The sequence below is a fragment of the Variovorax paradoxus genome, from assembly GCF_030811855.1.
GTDB lineage: Bacteria > Pseudomonadota > Gammaproteobacteria > Burkholderiales > Burkholderiaceae_C > Variovorax > Variovorax paradoxus_L.
Window position 1 is genome coordinate 35,001 of sequence record NZ_JAUSRN010000010.1, and the last position, 22,183, is coordinate 57,183.

Consider the following 22,183-nt stretch of genomic DNA (forward strand, 5'->3'; position numbering starts at 1 on the left):
TAGCACAGCTTTCGCTGCGTTATCCCCCACGATTGGGCACGTTCCGATGTATTACTCACCCGTTCGCCACTCGCCGCCAGGATTGCTCCCGCGCTGCCGTTCGACTTGCATGTGTAAGGCATGCCGCCAGCGTTCAATCTGAGCCAGGATCAAACTCTATAGTTCGATCTTGATTTTTGCGCCTGACCTCGCGGTCAAGCAAAACTCATAAAAAAAGAATTAAAGTGAACTTCACTTCTATCTCATGAGCGTTTTTTAAGTCTTGCGACTTGTTCCGAAGAACTTACGCAATTACCTTCAAACGCCCACGCTTATCGGCTGTAAATTTTTAACGAACCCCGAAGCAACTTTCGTCTACTTCGTCTTGCTTTGCTGCGATCAGCGAAGCCTTGTAGTCTATCACGGTTTTTTAAGTACCGTCAAACTTTTTTCGCTTTCAACATCTTCTTGTCGCACCCCGCAACCTTCGCTGCGAGACGCTGAAGCTGTTTCAGCGGAGCCTTCGATTATGCACTGTTTTTTCAAACCGCGTCAACTTCGAAGGAAGTTTTTTCGACTTTCATCTTCTTGCTGCAACCCCTTTGGAGCTACTGCTTGAAGCGCTTTGCAGCGTTGTTAGCCGAGCCCACGAGTATATGCCAATTTCAGGGCACTGCAAGACTGCGGTGAACAAATTTGGCGGCTGAGCCTTTGAACCCGGGGGCAGCGCTTCGCGCCGCCCCCGGGTGCAAAGGAGGCTCCTCCGATAATCGGAGCCACATGGCACTCATCACACTCCTCGACGCCCAACTCGCGTTCGGTCACGTCCCGCTGCTCGATCATGCGGACTTCTCTCTTCTTGAATCGGAACGCATTGGCCTGATCGGCCGCAATGGTGCTGGCAAGTCTTCGCTGCTCAAGATATTGGGAGGTCTGGAGAAGACCGATGACGGCACCCTGCAGATGCAGCAGAACTTGCGGGTGGCCTACGTTGCGCAAGAGCCTGTGCTCGATATGGATGCGGATGTATTCACCGCAGCCAGCGAGGGCCTAGGAAGCGTGATCGCCGTGCGAGATCTTTATCTCTCTGGTGCGGAGGGGCTGGATCTGGACGCTCTCCAGTCGCAGATCGAAGCTTTCGATGCCTGGAACTGGGAGCAGCGCGTCGAAGAGACGCTGCATCGCCTCCACCTCGACCGCAATGCCCGCGTTGGCTCTCTTTCCGGCGGCACCCGTAAGCGTGTGGCGCTGGCCCAAGCCCTGGTGGCCGCCCCCGACGTCCTTCTATTAGACGAGCCCACCAATCACCTGGACCTGGATTCCATCGAATGGCTGGAGCAGCTGCTGATCGACTTCAAGGGAAGCGTGGTCACCATCACCCATGACCGCAGCTTCCTGAACCGTGTCGCCACCCGCATCGTGGAGCTGGACCGGGGCAAGCTGGGTTCCTATCCAGGCAATTTCGAGCAGTACCTCTTGCAAAAGGAAGAACAGCTCGCCCAGGAAGCGGTTATCAGCGCCAAGGCCGACAAGCTCCTTGCCCAGGAAGAGATCTGGATTCGCAAGGGCGTGGAGGCGCGCCGTACGCGCAGCCAGAGCCGCATCAGCCGGCTCGAAGCCCTGCGGGCAAGCCGCACGGCGCGCCGCGAGGTGCAAGGCAGCGTCAATATGGACGTGGCCTCGGGCCAGTCGAGCGGCAAGATCGTGGCCGAACTGGCGGGCGCCACCAAGTCCTTTGGCGAAAAGACCGTCATCCGCAACTTCACGGGCACCATCCTGCGCGGCGACAAAGTCGGCCTGCTGGGCCCCAACGGCGCCGGCAAGACCACGCTGCTCAAGCTCATCCTGGGCGAGCTCGAACCCGACAGCGGCAAGATCCGCCGCGGCACCAACCTGCAGGTGGCTTATTTCGACCAGATGCGCGATAAGCTCGACCTGGACGCCACGCTGGAAGACTTCATCAGCCCGGGCAGCGAATGGATCGAGATCGGCAGCCAGCGCAAGCACGTGAAGAGCTACCTTTCCGACTTTCTCTTTTCCCCCGCGCGCGCCAATTCTCCGGTGCGCTCGCTCAGTGGCGGCGAACGCAACCGGCTGCTGCTGGCCCGCCTGTTCGCGCGTCCGGCCAACGTGCTGGTGCTGGACGAACCGACCAACGACCTGGACATCGACACCCTCGAACTGCTGGAAGGCCTGCTGCAGGACTACGACGGCACCGTTTTCCTGGTCAGCCACGACCGGACCTTCCTGGACAACGTGGTGACCAGCACGATCGCGTTCGAAGGCGACGGCCATTGGCGCGAATACGAAGGCAGCGTGCAGGACTGGCTGATCCAGTCGAAGCGCGCGCGCGAGATCGCGGAGCAACGGCAAGCCGCCAGCCCCCCGTCTTCACCCGCGCCGGCTCCGACACCTGCCGCGGCCGAATCCGCTGCCACCCGCCCGGCGGCAGCGCGCAAAAAGCTCAGCTACAAGGAACAGCGCGAACTCGAGGGGCTTCCGGCGCAGATCAAAGCGCTGGAAGCCGAGCAAAAGCGCATTACCGAGATGCTCGAACTCGATGGCGGGGCGATCTATGCCACCGACGCTTCGCGCGCGGCCGAACTGAGCCAGCGCCACGCCCAGATCGACGACGAATTGCTGGCCGCCCTGGAGCGCCAGGAGGAATTGTCCGCCGGACGTTAGTGCCTTAGTTTTGCATCGGGCTGTCACGCCGTCCCACGCGCAGACGCCGCCAACTGGGCTATATATGCGGCTTCAAAGCTCCCAGAACGCCGCATGTCTTCCATCTACGCGCTCTTCGGCCGGTCCGTTGCACTCCTGGCCATTGTCCTGCAGGGCGCTTGCGCACAGCTGCCCGAGCACGTCGACCGCCCGGTATCGGTGGCACTTCCCTCGCCCAGCGGCACCGCCCTGGAGGCCTTGGTCCAGCAGCGGCGCAGAGCCGACGCGGCGCGGTTCGAATCCGGCTTTTTGCTACTCGGCGGGCCTCCTGCCGCCTATGGCAGCCGGCTCGCATTGATTGAAGGCGCCCAGAAGACGCTGGACCTGCAGTACTACGCGATCCACGCCGACGCCAGCACCGGCCGGCTGTTGCGGGGAATCCGGGCGGCGGCCGGGCGCGGCGTGCGCGTCCGGATCCTGCTCGACGATCTTCACAGCACCGGCCGCGATGCGTTGGTGCTGGGCCTGGCCTTCGTACCCAACATCGAGATGCGCCTGTTCAACCCGCTTGCCGGCGCGCGCGGGTCTTCGTTGGCACGCATCTTCAACTCGATCGGAGACGCCTCGCGGATCCAGCAGCGGATGCACAACAAGCTCTTTCTCGCCGACAACGTGCTCGGCGTGACCGGCGGTCGGAACCTGGGCGATGCCTACTTCGGCAATGCACTGAAGGGCAACTTCATCGATCTGGACATCCTGGCGGCCGGCCCGATCGTGCAGGACCTGTCGCGCAGCTTCGACAGCTACTGGAACAACGAGCGCGCCTACCCTGTGCAGTCGCTGGTCAAGCGCGAAGAGCTGAAGGCCATCCGCGAACGTGCGGAACAGGCCGACCGGGAACTGGCCGATGAATCGGCCCGGGCCTTGAACGCGCCGCCGACATCCCAGACGCCGGCGCCCGCGGAAGGCGAACCGAAGCCCGGCGCTCCCCCAACGGCGGCACAGCTGGCCCGCGCCTGGGACGAAAAACCCCTGGATCTGCGCACCGCCCGCTTCGTCTGGGCGCCCGCGGTGATGCTCGCCGACCAGCCCGGCAAGATTCCCGCCGACAAGGGGCCGAACCAGACGAAAGCACCGGGCCTGGTGGTGAGCCAGCCCAACGACAGGGCCAACCCGTCGCGCCGGGCCGCATCGCTCGAGGCCAGTTCCGACATTGCCGCCGGCAGCGACACGGTGGTGGAAGGCCTGTTGCAACTGATCGGACAGGCGAACAGCGACCTGCTCATCATCTCGCCCTATTTCGTGCCCGGCCCGGACATGAAGCAAGCCTTTGCGACGGCCCGGGGCCGCGGGGTTCGCATCCGCGTGCTGACCAACTCGCTGGCGTCGAACGACGCGCCGGTGGCGCATGTCGGCTATTCGCGCCATCGCCAGGATCTGCTCAAGATCGGCGTCGAGCTTTACGAACTGCGCAGCGAGCAAGCCAGTGTCAGCAACGCCTTCGGCTCATCGGGCGACGGCAGCGTCGGCGCATCGCGCTCCATGCTGCACTCGAAGGTGCTGGTGATGGACGGCCGGCTGCTGGTGGTCGGCTCGATGAACCTCGACCTGCGCTCGCAACTGCAGAACACCGAACTCGCCCTGCTCGTGCGAAGCGCCGAACTCTCCCGCACGGCGTCCGAGCAGATCGAGCGCGGCATGCGCGAAGGCTCGTGGCGGATCGAGCTGAACGACGGCTCGCTGGTCTGGCGGGCGCCCGAAGGCAGCGGCTTGAAGGACACCACCACCGAGCCCGACGCCAGCCTGACCCTGCGCCTGATGCTCAAGCTGTTCGGCCCGCTGGCGCCGGACCAGCTGCTGTAGCCCGAGAGGCCGAGCCCCGCCGCTCGGGACGGCAGGTCAGTGCTTGTGAGCAGCCGGGGCGGCCGCGTCGGCGCCTTCCGGCGCGCCCACCGGCAGCTTCAGGTCGAGCGAGGTCTTCTGGCCCTTCGCATCCTCGAACCTGAGCGTCATCGGCACGGTCGAACCCTTGGCCAGCGCCTGCTTCAGGTCCATCATCATCACGTGGTTGCCGCCCGGCTTGAGCTCGACGGTCTGGCCGGCGGGGAGTTCGAGCCCGCCCGCCAGCTCGCGCATCTTCATGGTGTCGCCTTCCATCTTCATCTCGTGCACTTCGGCCACGCCGGCGGCTGGTGTCGAGACGCCGACCAGCCTGGTGCCAGTGGGCGCGGTGAGCTTCATGAAGGCGCCGGTGCCGCTCTGGCCCGGTACCGTCTGGCGCACCCACGCATCACGCACGTCGACCGTAGCCACGCCTTGCGCCACCACGTCGAGCCTGGCGGCAGGCGTCTTGAGTCCCGCGGTCGAGCTGCCCGACGCCGGCACCTCGGCCCAGTCGATCCGGCCCACGTCGCAGGTCTGCAGCACCTTGAACCACAGCGGCCCCGGCGTGCCGGGCACCTTGCCGCGCAACACGAATTCGGCGCGTTCGTTAGCAGGCAGCGCCGTTTGCGGGCTGTCCGCAGTCCAGCGCACTTCGCCGTCGCCGGCGTTCTTTTGCACGTCGAGCTTCCAGCCCTTGCGCGCCTGCGCATCGCTGAGGATGAAGCCCTTGGGCAGGCGGACGGCCAGGCCGGTGGTGGCCTTGGCGCCTTCGCAGGCATGGCCCACGCGGAAGGCCGCGTCGTAGTCGCTGCCGACGGTGACGCCGCCGCGCGGCAGGGTGACGTGGGCGAACGCGGTTGCGGTGCCCGCCAGCATGGCGCATGCGGCGACGGTCTTGAGGGTGATTCGCGGGTGGTTCATCTGGAACTCCTTGAAGAAAGCGGTGAAAAGAGAAAAAGGTCAAAGGTCGAACTTGAGTTCGGCCACGTAGGTGCGTTGGGTATAGGGATGGAAGGCCCAGTACTTGTTGTTGTTCAGGTTGTCGATGCCCACAGCGGCGCTCCATTGCCGGTCGATGCGATAGCGAATGCGCGCATCGACCACAAAGAACTTCGAAAAGCCCGTGTACGCAGCGCCGTTCGTGTCGCTGTTGTCCAGCGTGCCGTATTGCTTGCCGCTGTAGCGCGCGCCGACCGTGTAGCTCCATCTGGCGTCGGGCCGATAGGTGGCGAGCAGCGTGGCCCGCACCTTGGGCACGCGCGGCTGTTCATGGCCCACGCTGGCGGGAAAGCCGCTGTTGGCGGCGATCTTCGATCGCGTCAGCGTGAGGCTGCCGCTCAAGTCCAACCCCTTCGCGCCCACATCGACCGCGTTCAGCGCCACCTCGAGCCCCCGCGTGCGGATGGCATCGACGTTCTGCACCGTGCTCACCAGGTTGGTGAGTGCCTGGCTGTAGAGCGCGTCCTTGGTGTTCTCTAAGAAGAGCGTGGAGCGGAGAACGCCGTCGAGCCCCCATGTTTTCAGGTCGCGCTCGGCGCTGAGCTCCGTGGTCCACGAACGCTCCGGCCGCAAATTCGGGTTGGTATTGACGATGCGGCTGCCGTCGATCGAGCCCTGGTAGAGCTCGCTCACGGTCGGCATGCGCACCGCGCGGCCAGTCGAGGCCTTGAACAACCAATCGGGCGTAGCCTGCCAGGCGATGGCGGCCTTGGGCGAGTCGTAGCTGTTCTTGCGCGGCGCAAAGTCCAGCAGCCTGGTCGCATTGCCGAGCTGCCCGCCATAGGCTTCCCATCGCTCGTGGCGCAGGCCCAGCGTCGTCTTCCAGTTCCTGGCAAAGCGCCAGGTGTCCTGCACGTAGAGCGACTGGAGCCGCGTGTTGCCGTTGAAGGCGGAAAACGGCGTCACGGCGGGCCCCTCGGTCCAGTCGAGCGTGTTGCCGACGCTGGTGCGCAGGCGCGCCGTGTCCTGCTGGAAACCGAAGTCGACCACATGCGCGCCCACGCCGTCGGCCGAGCCGGTGGGCCGCCACGTGCCTGCCGCCTTGAAGGTGTGCCAGCCAGAGCCGCCCATGTCGGTGGTGCGCCCGGGGCCGCCGTTGAAGGCGCCGGGCAAGGGCGTGGTCGGCGTGCGCGAGGTGTCTCTCGAATAATCGAACAGGCTCGCGGCCACCTCCCAGTCGAACACGCCGCCGGTGTGGCTCTTGGCCGAAAGGCCATGCATGTAGTGCGTGAGCGCTGTCTCCGTCGGCGCCAGCGCGGCGCTCGGCGAATCCAGGTTGTAGGTACGCCCGGCGATATTCACCCGGCCCGAATACACCGGCCGGCCGAGGCCATCGCGCAGGTAGGTGTCGACGCTGCCATGCGTGGTGTTGTTCCAGGCGCCCAGCGTATAGGTGGCGCGAACGGTGGGCGAAAAGTCGTAGGCCACTTTCAGCTTGGCCTGCTCCTGCGTGGTGTCGTAGATGGTGGAGCCGCCCACCAGCCACCAGGGTTGGTTCGACGGGTTCAGCCCCAGCACCGCGCCGGTGACCGGCGTGCCGGCATTGCCCACCATGCCGGCGCTCACCAGCCGGTTGCCGAACACCAGCGCCTGCCCCTTGCTGTGGGTGCGCGAGGCACTGATCCACCACGACCAGTCGCCGCTGCGGCTGCCCAGCGACAGGTCGAGCTGCTGGCCCGCGGGCGACGAGTGGCTGTTGTACAGGTCGAAGTTCGAGGCAAAGCCGCTGAGCTTGACGTGCGCTTCGAGCTTGGTGGGCATGCGCGTCACATAGTCGACCACGGCGCCGACCGAGTTGCCCGGGTAGGCGGCCGAAAACGGGCCGTAGAGCACGTCGACCCGTTCGATCTCTTCGGGCGACACCATGCCCCAGCGCGGCGCATAGGTGGCGCCGTTGCCCAGCGGATTCGACAGCATGATGCCGTCCGCGTACACCATCGAGCGTGCACTGTTGCCCGTGCCCGAGGCGCGTGTGGCAAGCACCGCGTGGTTGAAATCGCCGATGTAGCGCTTGCGCACCACCAGGCTCGGCAGGTACTTGAGCGCGTCCTCGCTGTCGGTCGCGTTGACCGTTTCGACGATCTGCTCGTGCGTCACGCCCTCGATGGTGGTTGGAATCTGCGTCGGCAGCGAGGTCGGGCGGCCGTCACTGACGGTGACGGTGCTCAGCGTACGCGGACCGCCGCCGTCTTTGGGCGGGTCAGGCGCGTCTTGCGCCCACACGGGCGCGCCAAGGGGAAATACCATGGCGATCGCCAAGGCGCGGGAATGCTTTTTCACTGGGAACCTGCTCCACGAACTTCAAGCCGGAAAGGCCGCATGCGCCCCTCGAATTGGGGCGCGCGCGGCTACGGTTTTGGGAGTTTCAGGAGAAGGTCGGGGGTCCGCGCGCCGGCAGCGGCGCGGCGGTGGCCGCGGCAAGTCGCGCGGCGGGAATCGACTGGAGCACGCGGCCCAGCGGCAAGGGAAGATCGAAGGCCACGGCGGCCGGCGACGGAGGTGGTGCGCCAGTCAACAGGCACAGCGGGCAGTCCATGTGCGAGGCGCCCATTTCCTGAACGCCGTCATCGGTCTGCACCACCGCCTTGATCGAACCGGCGCTCGAGCACACCAGCTCCACCGCTTGCGGATGCACGATGGGCGATGCCACCGCCACGCCGAGCGAGAGCATAAACCACAGCAGCGCCCATCGGCCGACGAGGCCGAGGAAGCGGGGGTGGTTTCGCAGCAGCTGCATGGCGAAGGAGATTATCGGCGCTGTTTGCCCTTGGGTGCCGAAGTGCTGCGCTGTGCCGGCTTGGCATTGCCGGCGCTCCTGGCGCCGCTCTTCGCGGTGGAACCCTTGGCGGCCCCCTTGGCGTTCCGCCCGCCCCGCGCCGCGGCCTTGGGCGCTGGCGCCGTCGGCACCGACACCGGCGGCTGCGCGGACAGCGGCACCGCTGAGACGGTGAATCCACGCGCCGCCAGCAACGCAGGCAAGCCCTGCGGCCCCACCATGTGCAATGCACCCACGGCGGCGAAGACGCGCTTGCCGCTCACATGCATGCGTTCGATGCCGTCCGCCAGGGTGGGATTGCGGTCGTCGAGCAGGCGCTTCATCAGCCGCCGCTCGGCCGGCGTGTTGAGGCAGTTGCACCACTCCGGATAGCGGCCCAGCTTGTCGGCGTCGCCGTTGGCCCAGATGTCGGCCAGCTCTTTCATCTGCGTGCGCAGCTGGCCCGATTCGAGTTCGTCCAGGGCGGCGTCGATCTGCTCCGCCTCCTCCGTTTCGGAATCGCCGGTCAGCATCTTCAGTTGCGCAGCGGCGCTTTCCAGGGCGAACACCGGCTTGCCGTTGTTGCGCGCGGAGACGGCGAGTGCCTCGTCCGCACCGAACTCCGGGTAAAGGCCGTCGAAACGTGCCACAAGGCCGGTCAGCGCCATCACCTGCAGGATCGGCTGCAGCCCGGCCGTGGTCTCGGGCGATACACAAGCCACCTCTCTCTGGCGTGCCAGCCGCTGCGCGCGCTCGCCGCTGAGCAGCCGCGCCACCAAGCCAGGGTCCGCCGGCTGGGTCAGGGCGCGCATCGCGGCCTGGTCACGCGTGTCGAGTTCCAGTGCCAGCGCATCGCTCTGCTCCAGCGCCTTCTGCACGGTGGGTCCAGGCCGAACCCATTCGGCGCGCCCAAGATGGATGGTTCCATAGAGCCAGACGGTTCGGCCGTCTCTGTCGGCGCGCCACAGCAGCCCGCGGTCGGCGGCGTTCCATTGCCCGACCGCCGCGCCTGGTTTTCCAAGGCTGGCAATGGCCGTCGGGGGGCAAGCGGCATGCGCTGCCGCGGCAAGAAAAGAACAGGCGCCAGCCAGCGCGAGGCGCGGCAGGCGTTGAAGAAAAGAGGGGCGCAACGGCGCCTTCAGATCGGTTTTGCGCCATGGCGCAATCAGGGCCCGGAGTATCCGCAAGGCTTGCTCCACGATGAAAGAAAGTCCGGCATTCTCACAGCACCGCTGCCCATAATCCGAAACCATGCAGAGCATCTTCCATCTTGCCTTTCACGTCCGGGATCTCGATGCGGCTCGCCGTTTCTATGGCGCCGTCCTGGGCTGCGCCGAAGGCCGCAGTACCGACACATGGGTCGACTTCGACTTCTTCGGCCACCAGATCTCGCTGCATCTGGGCGAACCCTTCGCGACCACGCGCACCGGCCGGGTCGGCGATGCGATGGTGCCAATGCCGCATTTCGGCATCGTGCTCGCGCTCCCCGACTGGCAAGCCCTCGCAGAGCGGCTGAAGGCCGCCAATACCGACTTCGTGCTCGAACCCCAAGTGCGCTTCGAAGGCCAGCCGGGAGAACAATGGACCATGTTCTTCTGCGACCCGTTCGGCAACCCCATCGAGGTCAAGGGCTTTCGCTCTCTGGCGGCTCTCTACGACAAATGAACCCCCTGCGCCGGGCCGCTCCCAGCCGGCTCGCAGCTTCTGCGCGAGCTCGCGGGGTCGCGCCTCGCATTGCGACCGCCGCGCTCTGTTTCTTTGCGGCCGGTGCCGCTCACGCCGCGCTCGACTGCGAGTTCAATGGCCGCAGCATCAATCTTTCGGACGCCAGCAGCATTGCGGGCAAGACAGGGCTCCTGCGCTGCAAGGAACGCGAAACCGGCGAACTCCAGCGCGAGCAGCAAGTGCAGAACGGGGTTTTCACGGGTCTTGCGCGCTTCTACGAAAAAGGCAAGCTGGCCAAGGAACAGACCCTCAATGCCAAGGGCAATATCCACGGCCTCGCGCGTGAGTTCGCGCCCAATGGGCAGGTATTGCGCGAGGCGGTTTACGACGACGGCCGGGAGCGCGGGCTGGTGCGCACCTTCTATCCCAGCGGCCAGTTGCGCCGCGTGACCTTTTATCCCGACGTTGGGACCGACCGTGCCTTCGTCGAGTTCACCGAGCGCGGCAAGATGGCGGCGCTGCGCTGCGGTGAAAAGCCGATGCTCGCGCCGGCGGCAGACGACGCAGCGCTGTGCGGGTTCACCGGCGGGCCTTCGCAAGTAGAGCTGTTCGACGAGCGAGGCATCCTGCGCTCGCGCCTCTCGTACCTGGCGGGCAAGCGGGTGCGGTCGCAGAACTTCTATGACAACGGCAAGCCCTCGGTGCAGGACGAGATCATCGGCAACCAGCGCACCGAACGCCAGTTTTCATCCGAGGGTGTGAAGCGCCGAGAAACCGTTTGGCGGGTGCTCGATCGCGGCGCGGTGCGGCAGCGCGAGCAGGAGTTTTCCGAAAAAGGCGCGCTTGTCCGCGAGCAGCGCTGGAACCCTGCGGGCGAGCCCGTCAGCGACGACAGCTACTACCTGAATGGCCAGCTTCGCAGCAAGGCCGTCTATCGCGCTTCCGGCGATTCGCGCACGGTCGAGATCACCGAGTTCTACGACAGCGGCCAGCGCGCCGCCTTCGGCCGCTTCCTGGTTGTGGGCCGCGGCCGGCAGGTGCCCATTGGCAAGCACCAGCGTTTCAGCGAAAAGGGAACGCTGCTGGCCGAGTCGATCTTCGATGCCAAGGGCCGCGTGACCCGCGAGCGCAGCTGGGACGAGAACGGAGTGCTGGAGCGGGACGACCAGGTCTTCGACGAAAAGAAGTAGCCCGCCCCAGCCTTGCTCGCTCAGTCCAGCTTGACGCCGGCCTGCTTGATGATCGGACCCCAGCGCTGAGATTCGGCGCGCGACAGCGCCGCGAACTGTGCCGGCGTGCCGGGCATCGCTTCCATGCCGAAATCGTCGAAGCGCTTTTGCACCGCCGGCGCGCTGAACGCGCGGTTCAGGTCGCCGTTGAGCTTGGCCACCACGGCGGGCGGCAGGCCGGCCGGACCGAGCACGCCCTGGAACGCGAACACCTCGCTGTTGGGCACTCCCACTTCCGCCAGCGTCGGCACGTTGGGCAGCAGCTTGCTGCGCGCGCCCGAGCCGATGGCGAGCACGCGGACCTTGTTGGCCTGCATGATCGAAAGGCCCGAGGCCAGGTCGAGGAACATGCACGGCACCTGGCCGCCCATGACGTCGGCCATCGCAGGCGCCGCGCCTCGGTAGGGAATATGAGTGATGAAGGTGCCGGTGCGCACCTTGAACATTTCCATGGCCAGGTGGTGCGGCGAGCCGTTGCCTGGCGACGCATAGTTGACCTTGCCGGGATTGGCCTTCACATAGGCCAGGAACTCCTTGAAGTTCTTGGCCGGGAAATCCGGGTGGACCACCAGCGCGAGCGGAAACTTGCCGATGGCGCCGATGTAGGTGAAGTCTTTTTCCGGATTGAACGGCAGCTTGCTGAACAGGTGCTCGTTGAAGGCCAGCACGGCATTGTCGGCCGACAGCACGGTGTAGCCGTCGGGCTTGCTCTTGGCAACCAGGTCGGCGCCAATGTTGGTGGAGGCGCCGGGCCGGTTGTCCACCACGATCTGCTGGCCCAGCGTCTGGCGCATAGCCTCGGCCAGCGTGCGCGCGATCACGTCGGTGCCGCCGCCCGCGGGATAGGGCACCACCCACTTGATGATCTGCGAGGGATAGTCCTGCGCGCGTGCGAAGGGCGTGGCGGCCACGGCGGCGCTCGAAGCGAGCGTGGCAAGAAGTGTGCGTCGGTCCATGTCGATCAGTCTCCGGTTTGTAGTATTTCTGCTGCGGACAGCGATGGTACGGGCAGCGCATGCAGCGCGTCGGCCAAAGCTCGGCGGCAGCGTGCCTCGTCGCCGACCTGCTCGAACAGCAGCAGCGCGAGCCGCGCAAGGAACAGCGATTCGCGCTCGGCGCCGGCTTCGCTGATGGCGCGCGCGCACTCGGCATAGAGATGGTCTCGCGCGTCGGGGTGAAGCGATGTCGTCATGCGGCAATCTCCTTGGTCGCAACGGCGGCGCGCGCGAGCGCGTTCGTCAGTTCGCCGGGTGGCATGCGCCGCCAACGCGCGGCCACGTGGCCGTCGGGGCGCAGCAGGTAGGCGGCTCCATCGCTTGCGCCAAGCGCTTCGAACACGGCCTGGCTGGCGTGCGCATTCGCGCCCGCGACGCCCGGGCTTGCAATGGTGCAAACCGCGAACGGCAGGGCGCCGCCGCGGGCTTGCGCCACCTCGTCCTCCGGCAGCGGGACGGCATCGGCTCCCGGCTGCAGTACCAGCAGCGTGAAGACAGGGCCGATCCAGTCACTCAGGTGGCCACGCTCGAGCTGCTGCTCGGCCACGACCTCGCCAGGCAGCGGCCCCGCCGGCAGCGCATCGCCTTCGCTGGACAGCGCCGAATCTTCGTAGCGCACGGCCTGCGTCTGGCGGGGATTGATCAGTTGCGCAATGCCGCGATGCGATTCCGACAACGAAAGCGCGGCCTCGCGCAGCAGATCGAAGCCGCGCGAAGGCGGCGACATGAACTCGGTGCTGCGCATCGCGTTCTCGGCATTCACGTGAAAGGCTGCAATGCGCTCTTGCGAGTACGAATCGAGAAGCGCCGCGTCCGACAGGCCGCGCGCCACGAAGGCCAGCTTCCAGGCCAGGTTGTCCGCGTCATCGAAGCCGGAATTGAGGCCGCGCACGCCGAAGATCGGCATGGCGTGCGCCGCGTTGCCAGCAAAGAGCACACGGCCATGCCGATAGCTTGCGAGCGTCATTGCGCCCGCGCGGTAGACCGAGGTCCACACCGTCTTCCATGGCAGATGGCCTTCGCCGATCGCGTCGAGATGGCGCTGCACGAATGCGGCCACCGCCGCCGGCTGCAGCGCTTCTTCGGTACTCTGGCCCGCGCGCAGCTGGTAGTCGATGCGCCAGATGTCATCGGGCTGGCGGTGCATCAGCACGGTCGAGCCGGGGTTCCACGGCGGATCGAACCACGCGCGGCGCTCGGTCGGGTGCTTGCTGTGCAGCTCGATGTCGATGATCACGTAGCGGCCTTCGTAGCCCGTGCCCTCGAGTGCGAGCCCCATCGCCTTGCGCACGAAGCTCTGGCCGCCATCACAGGCCGCGAGCCACTGGCCTTGTACCCGATGCGCGCCATCGGCATTGCGCACGTCGAGCGTCACGCCGTCTTCATCCTGCACGATGCCGGTGAGCTCGGTGCCCCAGCGGATGTCGATGAGCCCCGGCGCCTTTTCGTTGCGGCGGAAGATCTCTTCCAGCAGGTACTGCTCGATGTAGTACTGCTCCAGGTTGATCATCGGCGGCAGCTTCTGGCACTCGTCGTGCGGCATCTCGAAGCGGAAAACCTCCGACGTCTTGTAGAAGCTGCGCCCGCCGGTCCACGGCAGCCCCTTGGCCATGAAGGCCGGCAGCACGCCGAGCCGTTCCATGATCTCTAGACTGCGGCGCGAGATGCAGGCCGCGCGGCTGCCCACGCACACCGTGTCGTCGGCTTCGAGAATCACACAGCGCACGCCCTGGTTCGCAAGCCCCAGCGCGAGCGCCATCCCGACGGGTCCGCCGCCCGCAATCACCACGGGGTGGCGGCCGGGCTCCATGCCGCCCTGTTCGAGCGGTGGCGTCCACGGCTTGTAGCGCGTGTAGCGAAAGGCGCCGACGGAGGGCGGCAACGCGGAGGCGCTGGCCATTGGCGGCACGGGGCCTGTCGCGGCATCGGCGGCGCGCGTGCCGGGCGCCTGTGCGGCAATGGTGGGGTTCGTCATGCAGCGGGATTGTCCCGATGTGCGGCGCCGGCCATTGTCATAACTTCGTACGAAGTAATTACCCTAGGGCTACCTGCTCACATGAGGCGCTGGCGCATTCAACCCGCAGCGGACAGCACGCTGTCTACGGCCATCGTCGGCGACGTGCTGGCAGGTGTCGCCACGCCGCATCTGGCGGCCAGCTGCCTCGCGGCCATGCACCGCGTGATGCCCGTGACCTTCTGCACCGTGTTCGCGGTCGATGCCACCGGCCGCATCGAGGCGGTGTCGGCCGCCAGCAGCTACGGCACCACGGCCGAACGAACGGCCGAACGCTACGTGGCGCAGCGCTTCGACCTTCTCGATCCCAACATGACTTGGCTTGCGGCGCGCAAGCTGCCCAAGCGCCCGCAACTCTGGCTAGGCCATCAGCGTGCCGACGAAGTGGCCGACCCCGCCTACCGGGCAGCCTGCTATGGGGACGTAGGCATCAGGGAACGTGCGTCGGTGCTGCTGTTGACACCGGCCGGCCAGCGCGTGGCCGTAAGCTTCTACCGCAGCCTTGCGCAGCCCGAATTCGATGCCGCCGACTTCCAGGCGATCGAAAGGCATGCCACGCTGCTGGCCGATGCCACCCTGGCCCATGGCCGCAGCGCGGTGGGCACACGCGAAGCGGCGGCGCCCGCCCTCGCCTCGGGCCTGATGACTCTGAGCTTGCGCGAACGCGAGGTCATCGGCCACCTGCTGGCCGGCAAGACCGCCAAGCAGGTGGCGCGCGACGTGGGCATCGAACTGACCACGGTGCGCACCCACCAGTACCGGGCGTTCCGCCGGCTCGGGATACGCACGCAGAAGGAACTGCTGCTGCGCGTGACACAGGAAGCGCCGTAGCGCTTCGCCTTACTTGCCGGCGTCCAGGCGCTTTTGCATGCGCGCCGAACGCTCGGCCGATGGCGGATGCGAGCTCATGAGCGAGCTGCCGGAGCCTCCACCGTCGAGCTTCGCCAGCTTGTCGAACGCGCTGACCAGTCCCTTGCGCTCGAGCTTGCGTTCGGTGAGCAGGTCGAAGGAATAGTTGTCGGCCGCGCTTTCGTTCGCTTGCGAGAACTGCGCGTTGACGAACTTCTCGCCCAGGTCGCCGGCTTGCGACTGCGACAGCTGGGCCACCACGCCGCCGGCGGCGCCGGCCAGACCGCGAACGGCCGAGGCGGCGTAGGCCGTCTGCATGCGCGACTTCGAATGGCCCAGCGCCACGTGGCCGATCTCGTGGCCGATGACGCCGCGCAATTCGTCGTCGTTCATCAGGTCCATGAGGCCGCTGTACACGCGGATGCAGCCGTTGGCCATGGCCCAGGCATTCACGTCCTTGGTCATGTAGACCTTGTAATTGGCTGTCTTGCCGTTCACGGTGGTGGGCATCTGCTTGATGACCTGGTTCAGGCGCGTGGCGTAGCGGCTGCTGGCCGGCGCGATCTGGTTCTTCTGGTCCATGGCGGCGCACGACTGGTCGGACATCGTGGCGATCTCGCCGTCGCTCAGCGACATGGCCTTGAAGGCCGAGCCGCTCGCCTGGGTGAGTGCGCCGGTATCGGCGTTCTTCATGGTTTCGCAGCCGACGAGGGCGAAGGCCGCAACGGCGGCGGCCGCAATAGGCAAATAACGCATCGAAAACTCCCGTTTTTCTTGATTTGAATGGCGACCGCGGAAGCAGCCGCCGAACGCACTGCCGCTCGCGAATGATTCCGAGTCGCGGCAGCGGGAGGATCATAGCCATGGCGGGCGCGATGCCCGCGAAGCGCGGAGGCTTCAGTCCTCGCCGGCGTCCTCGGCCGGCGGATTCACCAGCGACACCGGCGCCACCTTCGGCCGCCCGCTCGTCGACACGATCTCCTGGTCGATCGCACCGAACAGCGAACGGCCGTCCAGGCCCTTCATCTCGATGCGGATCGTGTCGCCGAACTTCATGAATTCAGTGACGGGCTCGCCGCCCTGGATGGTCTCGATGCAGCGCTTCTCGGCAATACACGAATAGCCCTTGGGCCATTCCATCTGGCCATTTCTTTCCACGCCCTTGTTGCTCACGGTGCCGCTGCCGACGATGCTGCCGGCGCGCACGTTGCGCGTCTTGGCGATGTGGGCAATGAGCTGGCCGAAGTGAAAGGTCATCTCGGGCCCGGCCTCGCACATGCCGACCTTGCGGCCGTTCCAGCTGCTTTGCAGCGTGAGGTGCACGCGGCCGTCTTGCCAGGCTTCGCCGAGTTCGTCGAGCGTCACGGCCACGGGGCTGAACGCCGTGGCGGGCTTGCTCTGGAAGAAGCCGAAGCCCTTGGCCAGTTCGGCCGGAATCAGGTTGCGCAGGCTCACGTCGTTGGCCAGCATCACGAGGCGGATGCCGTCGAGCGCCTGGTCCGGTGTGGCGCCCATCTTCACGTCGCCGGTGATCACGGCGATCTCAGCCTCGAAGTCGATGCCCATGGCTTCACTGGGCACGACCACGTCGTCGGTCGGGCCGACGAAGTCGTCGCTGCCGCCCTGGTACATCAGCGGGTCGGTGTAGAAGCTCTCGGGCACTTCGGCGTTGCGCGCCTTGCGCACTAGCTCGACGTGGTTCAGGTACGCCGAGCCGTCGGCCCACTGGTAGGCGCGCGGCAAAGGCGCCATGCACATCGAGGGATCGAAGGGAAAAGAATGGCGCGCGCGGCCCGTGTTAACGGCGTCATAGAGGTCCTGGAGCTGCGGGCTCATGAAGCCCCAGTCGTCCAGCACCTGCTGCAGCCGGCTCGCAATGCCGGTGGCGTAGTGCGCGAGCGTGAGGTCGCGCGAGACGACGACGAGCTGGCCGTCGCGCGAGCCGTCCTTCAGGGTGGCAAGTTTCATGATGGCAAAAGCGTGATGAAGGACACGGCGCGAACACGAGAGCCGGCGCCGCGCCCACTAAACTGGTTGAACGGGCGGCAGTGTACCGAGGTGCTCTTGGTGAACCTCGGCGCTGGCGCCCACTCCACCATCCCATGCCGACGCTCGTCGCCCCCCTGACGCCATCCATCTTCCCTCCGAGCCGCCCCTCGTGGCGGGTGCTGGCGGGGCTGACGCTGGCAGTGGGCCTGGTGCACGTGCTGCTCCTGGGGTTGGCGCCGGCCGCCATGGGTCCGGATCCTTCGCCGCTTGCGAACAAGTTCATCACGCGCACCATCGTGATCGCACCGCCGGTTGCCGAGCCAACGGCTGCACCCGCGGCCGCGCCGCCGCCCGCCGCAGCCAAGCCGTCGCCGCCACCAAAGCCGCGGCGGCCACGGGAGCCATCCAGGCCCCGGCCGACAGAACCTCCGGCGCCTGCTCCCCAGGTTTCCGAACAGCCTGCGTCTCCAGCGCCGGATCTCACAGCGCAGAATGCTACTGATTCAGGAGCAGCCACGCCAGAGCCTGCAGCCAGCGCCCCGGCAGGCGCCGCGTTGGGCGGCGCCGGCAGCACGGCCAACACCGGCATGGAGAACGGCGCGTCCGGCGATCCTGCGGGCGCGGCCTCCGCCGCGGCAGGCAACGTGGTCGGACCTGAAGCCTTGCGCATTCCCGGCTCGGTGAGGCTGGCCTTCGCGGTCACGGGCCAGCAGGGCGCCTCGCCGATGCAGGGCGTTTTCGGCGACCTGGTCTGGCTGCAGGACGGCAGCAGCTACGACGCCCGGCTGTCGCTCAAATTCCTGTTCAAGACCATCCGCAGCCAACACAGCACCGGCCGGATCGGCGCTACCGGCATCGAACCGGCGCGCTTCTCCGAAAGCCGCAAGGGCGAGGTGGCCTCGCATTTCCTGCGCGACCAGGGACAGGTGATGTTCAGTAACAACGCCCCGAGCGTGCCCCTGCTTCCGGGGGCGCAAGACCGGCTCAGCGTGGTGATGCAGCTGGGCGGCATGCTGGCCGGGGACCCGGCTCGCTACCCGGCCGGAAGCCGCATTTCCGTCCAGACGGTCGGGCCGCGCGACGCGGGTGTCTGGGTTTTCAACATCGAGGGCGCAGAGCAGATGACCGTGCCGGCCGGGGAATACGCGGTGCGCAAGCTCACGCGCAGCCCTCGGCGCGAGTTCGACGACAAGGTCGAAATCTGGCTTGCGCCGGCCATGGGGTACCTCCCGGTACGGATGAAACTGACACAGCCCAACGGCGATTTCGCCGACATGCAGTTGCGTGAAACCCTTCCCGCCGGGCCGGCCAGCTGAGAGTACAAATAAAGTAAAGAAACACCGTTGTGACAGCGATGCGACAACCCTTCTTGAAACTGGCGCGTTGATTGCTATCTAAGCCTCATGAACGCTATCGACATCCTCACAGGCCCCGCAATGAACATGCTCTATGACTCGGAGTCCTTCGTCGTCGTGCACGTGCAGCCGAACGAAAGTGATACACCGGCGCAACCCAATGTGCCGGTTCTGGAACGCCACGGCTTCGAGATCGTCGACAAGCGTTCCGGCAAGGAGGTCTACCTCGATGGTTCGTGGGCCGAACTGTTCCAGCAGCAAATTGCCGCCTGGCAGCTCAACACGCCGACCCAGGAAGAGGTCGAGGACACGCTCGAGGGCTATGCCGAGCTGGCCCACACGCCCGTGCTGGTGCACTGAAGTCCGCCTCGCGGACCCAGAAAAAGCGCCCGATGGGCGCTTTTTTTGTTTCTTTTCAGGCCGAACCGGTCATTTCTGTCCGTAGATCCACCGGTACATCGGCCCGACCAAGAGCAGCACCGCCACCAGCCGGCACACCTGGAACGCCGTCACCACGGGCACCCCGAGCTGCAGAACCTTGGCCGTGATCGACATTTCCGCAATGCCTCCCGGCGAGGCAGCCAAAATCATCGTGGCGGGATGCAAGCCCGTGGCCCAGGCCAGCAGCCAGGCGGCGCCCGCGCACAGCACGAGCATGGAGGCGGTGCCCAACGCCACCGACCCCAACCAGCGCGGCGCCGTGTGCAGGAACTCGCGGCTGAAGCGCACACCCAGGCTCACGGCAATCACCAACTGCGCGGCGTTCGACACCCAGGTGGGCACCGCCGAAAGCGACTGGCCCGCAATGGTGAATGCCATCGCCACCACCAGCGGACCCATGAACCATGGGTTGGTTCGGCCCAGCGCACGCATCGCAAGGCCGCCGACGCCCGTGGCCAGCGCCAGCAGCAAGAGCCCGCCCGCGTTCACGTTGCGCAACATGGGCGGGTTGATTTCGAGCCCGTGAAGGCCGCTCCACTGCATGGCAAACGGAATTGCGATGGTCACCACCACCAGCCGCAGGCTGTGCGCCGCGGCCACCAGGTCGGTGCGTGCACCGGCCGATTCGGACAGCAGCGTCATCTCCGAGGCTCCGCCGATGGCGCCTGCAAAGTAAGTCGTCGCTCTCATGGATCTCGCCGGCACATGCGGCATGCGCCTGGCGTGCAGCCCGTGCAGCCAGCGCCCAAAGCCCCAGCCGAGCAGCAAGGCCCAGACAATGGCGAGGGCAATGGCCCACCAGACGCCGGCCACCAGCGCAACCACCTGCGGCGTGAAGTAGAGCCCCAGAGCAGTGCCGATGGTCCATTGGCCGGCATTGCGCAGCGGCGTGTAGCTGGCGGTGGGCGCACCCGCAATCGATGCCAGCGACACCGCGAGCAGCGGCCCGATCATCCACGGCAGCGGCGTGCGCAAGGCGAGGCAGAGCACCGCCGCGGCGAGGGCAAGCAACAGCGTGGCCAGCACGCGAACCGGAAAGCGGAAAGACACCACAGGAAAAAGCGGAATTGGACGGCACGGCGTGCGGGCGCCAACGCATAGTATGTCTCGATGCATTGCCCACCCTCCCCCGCGCGGGCCACCCGTTTGCCGTTGCCCGTGTTCGCGGTCGTGGCCGCAGCCATTGCGCTGGCGGGTTGCACAGCCTTCTTCAACGGTCCCAATGCACCCGTGGCACGCCGTGCCGCGGCGCTGCTGCCCACAGACGCTCTGATCATCGGCGAACAGCACGACGCCCCGGAGCACCATGCGATCGAGCGGGAAACCGTCGAAGCGCTGGCGAGCAAGGGCAAGCTGGCCGCGCTGCTGCTCGAAATGGCCGAGGAAGGCCACAGCACCGCCCGACTCGACACCGCGGCCACCGACGCGCAGGCACAGGCCGCGCTCGGTTGGAACGACAAGGCCTGGCCCTGGGACAGCTACGGTCCGGTGGTGATGGCGGCGGTGCGCGCCGGCGTGCCGGTCATCGGCGCGAACCTGCCGCGGGCGCGAATGAAGAACGCCATGACCGACGTCTCGCTCGACGTGCAGCTCAATGGCGAGGCCTACACCGCGCAGCAGGACGCCGTGCGGGAAGGCCACTGCAAGCTGTTGCCCGAGCCCCAGATCGTGCCGATGACAAGGATCCAGGTGGGGCGCGACCGCGCCATGGCACAGGCCATCGTCAAGGCTCGCCAGCCGGGCAAGACGGTGTTGCTGATCAGCGGCGCGGGCCACGCCACCAAGGTGCTGGGCGTGCCGCAGCACCTGCCCACCGATGTATCGGTCAAGGCCGTGCGGCTGCAGGCCGGCGAATCACCTGAAGAAAACGAAAACAACAAAGGGGCTTACGACGCCGTCTGGCGCACGCCCCCTCTGCCGCCCAAGGACTACTGCGCGGGAATGCGCACCGGCTAGCCCGCGCCCCGTGGGTCAGGCAAATTTTTTGATCGAATCCGCCAGTGTGTTGACCAGCGTGTCGATGTGCTGCTTCTCCACAATGTAGGGCGGCGCAATCACCAGCACGTCGCCCGCGGGCCGCACCAGCGCGCCCTTGTGGAAGCAATCCAGGAAGATGTCGTAGGCGCGCTTGCCGGGCGTGCCGGCAATGGGTGCGAGCTCCACCGCCGCGGCAAGGCCGAGGCTGCGGATGCCGACCACGTTCGGCAGGCCCTTGAAGGTGCTGTGAAACGCGTCGCCCAGCACCTTGCCCATTTCGCCCGCGCGAGCAAAGAGGTTCTCCTGCTTGAACAAGTCGAGCGTGGCAATGGCCGCTGCGCAGGCCACCGGGTGGCCCGAGTAGGTGTAGCCGTGAAAGAACTCGACCACGTGCTCGGGCGCGTCGGTCTTCATCATCGCGTCGTACAGCTTGTCGCGGCAGATCACGCCGCCCATGGGTATCACGCCGTTGGTCACGCACTTGGCAAAGTTCAGCATGTCGGGCACCACGCCGTAGTAGTCCGACGCGAAGTTGGTGCCCATGCGTCCGAAGCCGGTAATGACCTCATCGAAGATCAGTAGGATGCCGTGCTTGTCGCAGATGGCGCGCAGCTTCTGCAGGTAGCCCTTGGGCGGCAGATACCAGCCGGCCGAACCCGCCACCGGCTCGACGATGATCGCTGCGATGTTGCTCGGGTCGTGAAGCGGCAGGATGCGGGTCTCCAGCTCGACCAGCGGGTCTTCGGCCCACACCGGCTCCTCGTTGTGGATGTACGCATGGTTCACCGGATCATGGATGAAGCGCATGTGGTCCACGCGCGGCAAGAAGGCCGAGCCGAACACCTTGCGGTTGCCCGGAATGCCGCCGACCGACATGCCGCCGAAGCCCACGCCGTGATAGCCCTTCTCGCGCCCGATGAACACGTTGCGGTGGCCCTCCCCGCGCGCGCGGTGGTAGGCCAGCGCCACCTTCATCGAGGTGTCGGCCGCCTCGCTGCCGGAGTTGCAGAACAGCACCTTGTTGAGGTCGCCCGGCGCCATCGACGCGATCATCTCCGCCGCCTTGAACGCCTTGTCGTTGCTGACCTGGAAGGCCGTGGCGTAATCGAGCGTGTCGAGCTGCTTCTTGATGGCTTCGTTGATGGGCTTCCTGTTGTGGCCCGCGCCCACGCACCACAGCGACGAGATGCCGTCGATCACCTTCTTGCCGTCGTGCGTGGTGAACTCCATGCCGTCGGCCGCCACGAAGATGCGCGGGTCTTTCTGGAAGTGGCGGTTTGGAGTGAAGGGCAACCACTGGTTGCCCATGTTGAAGTCCTGGTAGGCCATGCGTGCGTCCTTCTCTTGTCTCTTGGAATGCCGCCGTCGAGCGCGGTCGCTGGCATTCT

At 66.2% G+C, this 22,183-nt stretch carries 19 protein-coding genes and 1 rRNA gene (1 of these 20 running past the window's edge); 8 read left to right on the forward strand and 12 right to left on the reverse strand.

Going from position 1 to position 22,183, the window contains the following annotated elements:
• Nucleotides 1-165, reverse strand: a 16S ribosomal RNA gene (locus J2X92_RS18710) (it extends 1,370 nt beyond the left edge of the window).
• Between the two features lie 594 nt (nucleotides 166-759).
• Here J2X92_RS18710 and J2X92_RS18715 point away from each other — a divergent pair.
• Nucleotides 760-2,664, forward strand: a complete 1,905-nt coding sequence (locus tag J2X92_RS18715) for an ATP-binding cassette domain-containing protein (protein WP_307577589.1) — start codon at nucleotides 760-762, stop codon at nucleotides 2,662-2,664.
• Between the two features lie 93 nt (nucleotides 2,665-2,757).
• Complete coding sequence (locus J2X92_RS18720) at nucleotides 2,758-4,506, forward strand: phospholipase D family protein (RefSeq protein ID WP_307577591.1); 1,749 nt, start codon at nucleotides 2,758-2,760, stop codon at nucleotides 4,504-4,506.
• A gap of 36 nt (nucleotides 4,507-4,542) precedes the next feature.
• Here J2X92_RS18720 and J2X92_RS18725 read toward each other — a convergent pair whose 3' ends face one another.
• From J2X92_RS18725 to J2X92_RS18740, 4 genes are all read right to left on the reverse strand, one after another.
• Nucleotides 4,543-5,448, reverse strand: coding sequence for a copper chaperone PCu(A)C (locus tag J2X92_RS18725; RefSeq protein ID WP_307577593.1), 906 nt, complete (start codon nucleotides 5,446-5,448; stop codon nucleotides 4,543-4,545).
• Between the two features lie 39 nt (nucleotides 5,449-5,487).
• Nucleotides 5,488-7,773, reverse strand: a complete 2,286-nt coding sequence (locus tag J2X92_RS18730; protein WP_307577595.1) for a TonB-dependent receptor — start codon at nucleotides 7,771-7,773, stop codon at nucleotides 5,488-5,490.
• Between the two features lie 118 nt (nucleotides 7,774-7,891).
• On the reverse strand, nucleotides 7,892-8,263 hold the full coding sequence (locus J2X92_RS18735; RefSeq protein WP_307577597.1) for a DUF2946 family protein: 372 nt from the start codon (nucleotides 8,261-8,263) through the stop codon (nucleotides 7,892-7,894).
• Nucleotides 8,264-8,274: 11 nt separating this feature from the next.
• Nucleotides 8,275-9,468 (reverse strand): TraB/GumN family protein, encoded by a 1,194-nt coding sequence (locus tag J2X92_RS18740; protein WP_307577599.1) that lies wholly within the window; start codon nucleotides 9,466-9,468, stop codon nucleotides 8,275-8,277.
• Between the two features lie 64 nt (nucleotides 9,469-9,532).
• On the opposite strand from J2X92_RS18740, the gene J2X92_RS18745 reads away from it, so the two are divergent.
• Nucleotides 9,533-9,946: a VOC family protein gene (locus J2X92_RS18745; RefSeq protein ID WP_307577601.1), complete on the forward strand. Its 414-nt coding sequence runs from the start codon at nucleotides 9,533-9,535 to the stop codon at nucleotides 9,944-9,946.
• On the forward strand, nucleotides 9,943-11,136 hold the full coding sequence (locus tag J2X92_RS18750) for a toxin-antitoxin system YwqK family antitoxin (protein WP_307577603.1): 1,194 nt from the start codon (nucleotides 9,943-9,945) through the stop codon (nucleotides 11,134-11,136). Before J2X92_RS18745 ends, J2X92_RS18750 begins: the two co-directional genes overlap by 4 nt.
• Before the next feature lie 20 nt (nucleotides 11,137-11,156).
• Here the strand turns inward: J2X92_RS18750 and J2X92_RS18755 are convergent, their stop codons facing one another.
• The 3 genes from J2X92_RS18755 to J2X92_RS18765 are packed head-to-tail and all read right to left on the reverse strand — an operon-like array spanning nucleotide 11,157 to nucleotide 14,145.
• On the reverse strand, nucleotides 11,157-12,131 hold the full coding sequence (locus J2X92_RS18755; RefSeq protein ID WP_307577605.1) for a Bug family tripartite tricarboxylate transporter substrate binding protein: 975 nt from the start codon (nucleotides 12,129-12,131) through the stop codon (nucleotides 11,157-11,159).
• Nucleotides 12,132-12,136: 5 nt separating this feature from the next.
• Nucleotides 12,137-12,367, reverse strand: coding sequence for a hypothetical protein (locus J2X92_RS18760; RefSeq protein WP_307577608.1), 231 nt, complete (start codon nucleotides 12,365-12,367; stop codon nucleotides 12,137-12,139).
• The gene (locus J2X92_RS18765; RefSeq protein WP_307577610.1) at nucleotides 12,364-14,145 is read right to left on the reverse strand and encodes an FAD-dependent monooxygenase; all 1,782 of its coding nucleotides are present in this window, start codon (nucleotides 14,143-14,145) and stop codon (nucleotides 12,364-12,366) included. Before J2X92_RS18765 ends, J2X92_RS18760 begins: the two co-directional genes overlap by 4 nt.
• Nucleotides 14,146-14,226: 81 nt before the next feature.
• On the opposite strand from J2X92_RS18765, the gene J2X92_RS18770 reads away from it, so the two are divergent.
• Complete coding sequence (locus J2X92_RS18770; protein WP_307577612.1) at nucleotides 14,227-15,015, forward strand: helix-turn-helix transcriptional regulator; 789 nt, start codon at nucleotides 14,227-14,229, stop codon at nucleotides 15,013-15,015.
• Between the two features lie 9 nt (nucleotides 15,016-15,024).
• Here the strand turns inward: J2X92_RS18770 and J2X92_RS18775 are convergent, their stop codons facing one another.
• A complete protein-coding gene (locus J2X92_RS18775; RefSeq protein ID WP_373424860.1) occupies nucleotides 15,025-15,789 on the reverse strand; it encodes a M48 family metalloprotease in 765 nt (254 codons plus the stop codon).
• Nucleotides 15,790-15,930: 141 nt separating this feature from the next.
• A complete protein-coding gene (locus J2X92_RS18780; protein WP_307577614.1) occupies nucleotides 15,931-17,001 on the reverse strand; it encodes a fumarylacetoacetate hydrolase family protein in 1,071 nt (356 codons plus the stop codon).
• 134 nt (nucleotides 17,002-17,135) lie between these two features.
• On the opposite strand from J2X92_RS18780, the gene J2X92_RS18785 reads away from it, so the two are divergent.
• Entirely contained in the window at nucleotides 17,136-18,338 is a 1,203-nt protein-coding gene (locus J2X92_RS18785; RefSeq protein ID WP_307577616.1) for a DUF3108 domain-containing protein, read from the forward strand.
• 87 nt (nucleotides 18,339-18,425) lie between these two features.
• Nucleotides 18,426-18,737 carry a BTH_I0359 family protein gene (locus J2X92_RS18790; RefSeq protein WP_093017097.1) on the forward strand — a complete coding sequence of 104 codons (312 nt, stop codon included), beginning with the start codon at nucleotides 18,426-18,428 and terminating at the stop codon, nucleotides 18,735-18,737.
• A gap of 69 nt (nucleotides 18,738-18,806) precedes the next feature.
• On the opposite strand, the gene J2X92_RS18795 is transcribed toward J2X92_RS18790, so the two are convergent.
• Complete coding sequence (locus J2X92_RS18795) at nucleotides 18,807-19,868, reverse strand: AbrB family transcriptional regulator (RefSeq protein WP_307577618.1); 1,062 nt, start codon at nucleotides 19,866-19,868, stop codon at nucleotides 18,807-18,809.
• Between the two features lie 60 nt (nucleotides 19,869-19,928).
• Between J2X92_RS18795 and J2X92_RS18800 the strand changes: the two genes are divergently transcribed.
• Entirely contained in the window at nucleotides 19,929-20,774 is an 846-nt protein-coding gene (locus J2X92_RS18800; RefSeq protein WP_307577620.1) for a ChaN family lipoprotein, read from the forward strand.
• Nucleotides 20,775-20,789: 15 nt separating this feature from the next.
• Here J2X92_RS18800 and J2X92_RS18805 read toward each other — a convergent pair whose 3' ends face one another.
• Nucleotides 20,790-22,124: an aminotransferase class III-fold pyridoxal phosphate-dependent enzyme gene (locus tag J2X92_RS18805; protein ID WP_307577622.1), complete on the reverse strand. Its 1,335-nt coding sequence runs from the start codon at nucleotides 22,122-22,124 to the stop codon at nucleotides 20,790-20,792.
• Nucleotides 22,125-22,183: the final 59 nt, after the last annotated feature.

What these genes read in the sequence shown, in the direction of transcription:
- J2X92_RS18715 (WP_307577589.1), top strand. Translation starts at nt 760, where the DNA reads ATGGCACTCATCACACTCCTCGACGCCCAACTCGCGTTCGGTCACGTC.
- J2X92_RS18720 (WP_307577591.1), top strand. Translation starts at nt 2,758, where the DNA reads ATGTCTTCCATCTACGCGCTCTTCGGCCGGTCCGTTGCACTCCTGGCC.
- J2X92_RS18725 (WP_307577593.1), bottom strand. Translation starts at nt 5,448, where the DNA reads ATGAACCACCCGCGAATCACCCTCAAGACCGTCGCCGCATGCGCCATG.
- J2X92_RS18730 (WP_307577595.1), bottom strand. Translation starts at nt 7,773, where the DNA reads ATGGTATTTCCCCTTGGCGCGCCCGTGTGGGCGCAAGACGCGCCTGAC.
- J2X92_RS18735 (WP_307577597.1), bottom strand. Translation starts at nt 8,263, where the DNA reads ATGCAGCTGCTGCGAAACCACCCCCGCTTCCTCGGCCTCGTCGGCCGA.
- J2X92_RS18745 (WP_307577601.1), top strand. Translation starts at nt 9,533, where the DNA reads ATGCAGAGCATCTTCCATCTTGCCTTTCACGTCCGGGATCTCGATGCG.
- J2X92_RS18750 (WP_307577603.1), top strand. Translation starts at nt 9,943, where the DNA reads ATGAACCCCCTGCGCCGGGCCGCTCCCAGCCGGCTCGCAGCTTCTGCG.
- J2X92_RS18755 (WP_307577605.1), bottom strand. Translation starts at nt 12,131, where the DNA reads ATGGACCGACGCACACTTCTTGCCACGCTCGCTTCGAGCGCCGCCGTG.
- J2X92_RS18760 (WP_307577608.1), bottom strand. Translation starts at nt 12,367, where the DNA reads ATGACGACATCGCTTCACCCCGACGCGCGAGACCATCTCTATGCCGAG.
- J2X92_RS18765 (WP_307577610.1), bottom strand. Translation starts at nt 14,145, where the DNA reads ATGACGAACCCCACCATTGCCGCACAGGCGCCCGGCACGCGCGCCGCC.
- J2X92_RS18770 (WP_307577612.1), top strand. Translation starts at nt 14,227, where the DNA reads ATGAGGCGCTGGCGCATTCAACCCGCAGCGGACAGCACGCTGTCTACG.
- J2X92_RS18775 (WP_373424860.1), bottom strand. Translation starts at nt 15,789, where the DNA reads ATGCGTTATTTGCCTATTGCGGCCGCCGCCGTTGCGGCCTTCGCCCTC.
- J2X92_RS18780 (WP_307577614.1), bottom strand. Translation starts at nt 17,001, where the DNA reads ATGAAACTTGCCACCCTGAAGGACGGCTCGCGCGACGGCCAGCTCGTC.
- J2X92_RS18785 (WP_307577616.1), top strand. Translation starts at nt 17,136, where the DNA reads ATGCCGACGCTCGTCGCCCCCCTGACGCCATCCATCTTCCCTCCGAGC.
- J2X92_RS18790 (WP_093017097.1), top strand. Translation starts at nt 18,426, where the DNA reads ATGAACGCTATCGACATCCTCACAGGCCCCGCAATGAACATGCTCTAT.
- J2X92_RS18800 (WP_307577620.1), top strand. Translation starts at nt 19,929, where the DNA reads ATGCATTGCCCACCCTCCCCCGCGCGGGCCACCCGTTTGCCGTTGCCC.
- J2X92_RS18805 (WP_307577622.1), bottom strand. Translation starts at nt 22,124, where the DNA reads ATGGCCTACCAGGACTTCAACATGGGCAACCAGTGGTTGCCCTTCACT.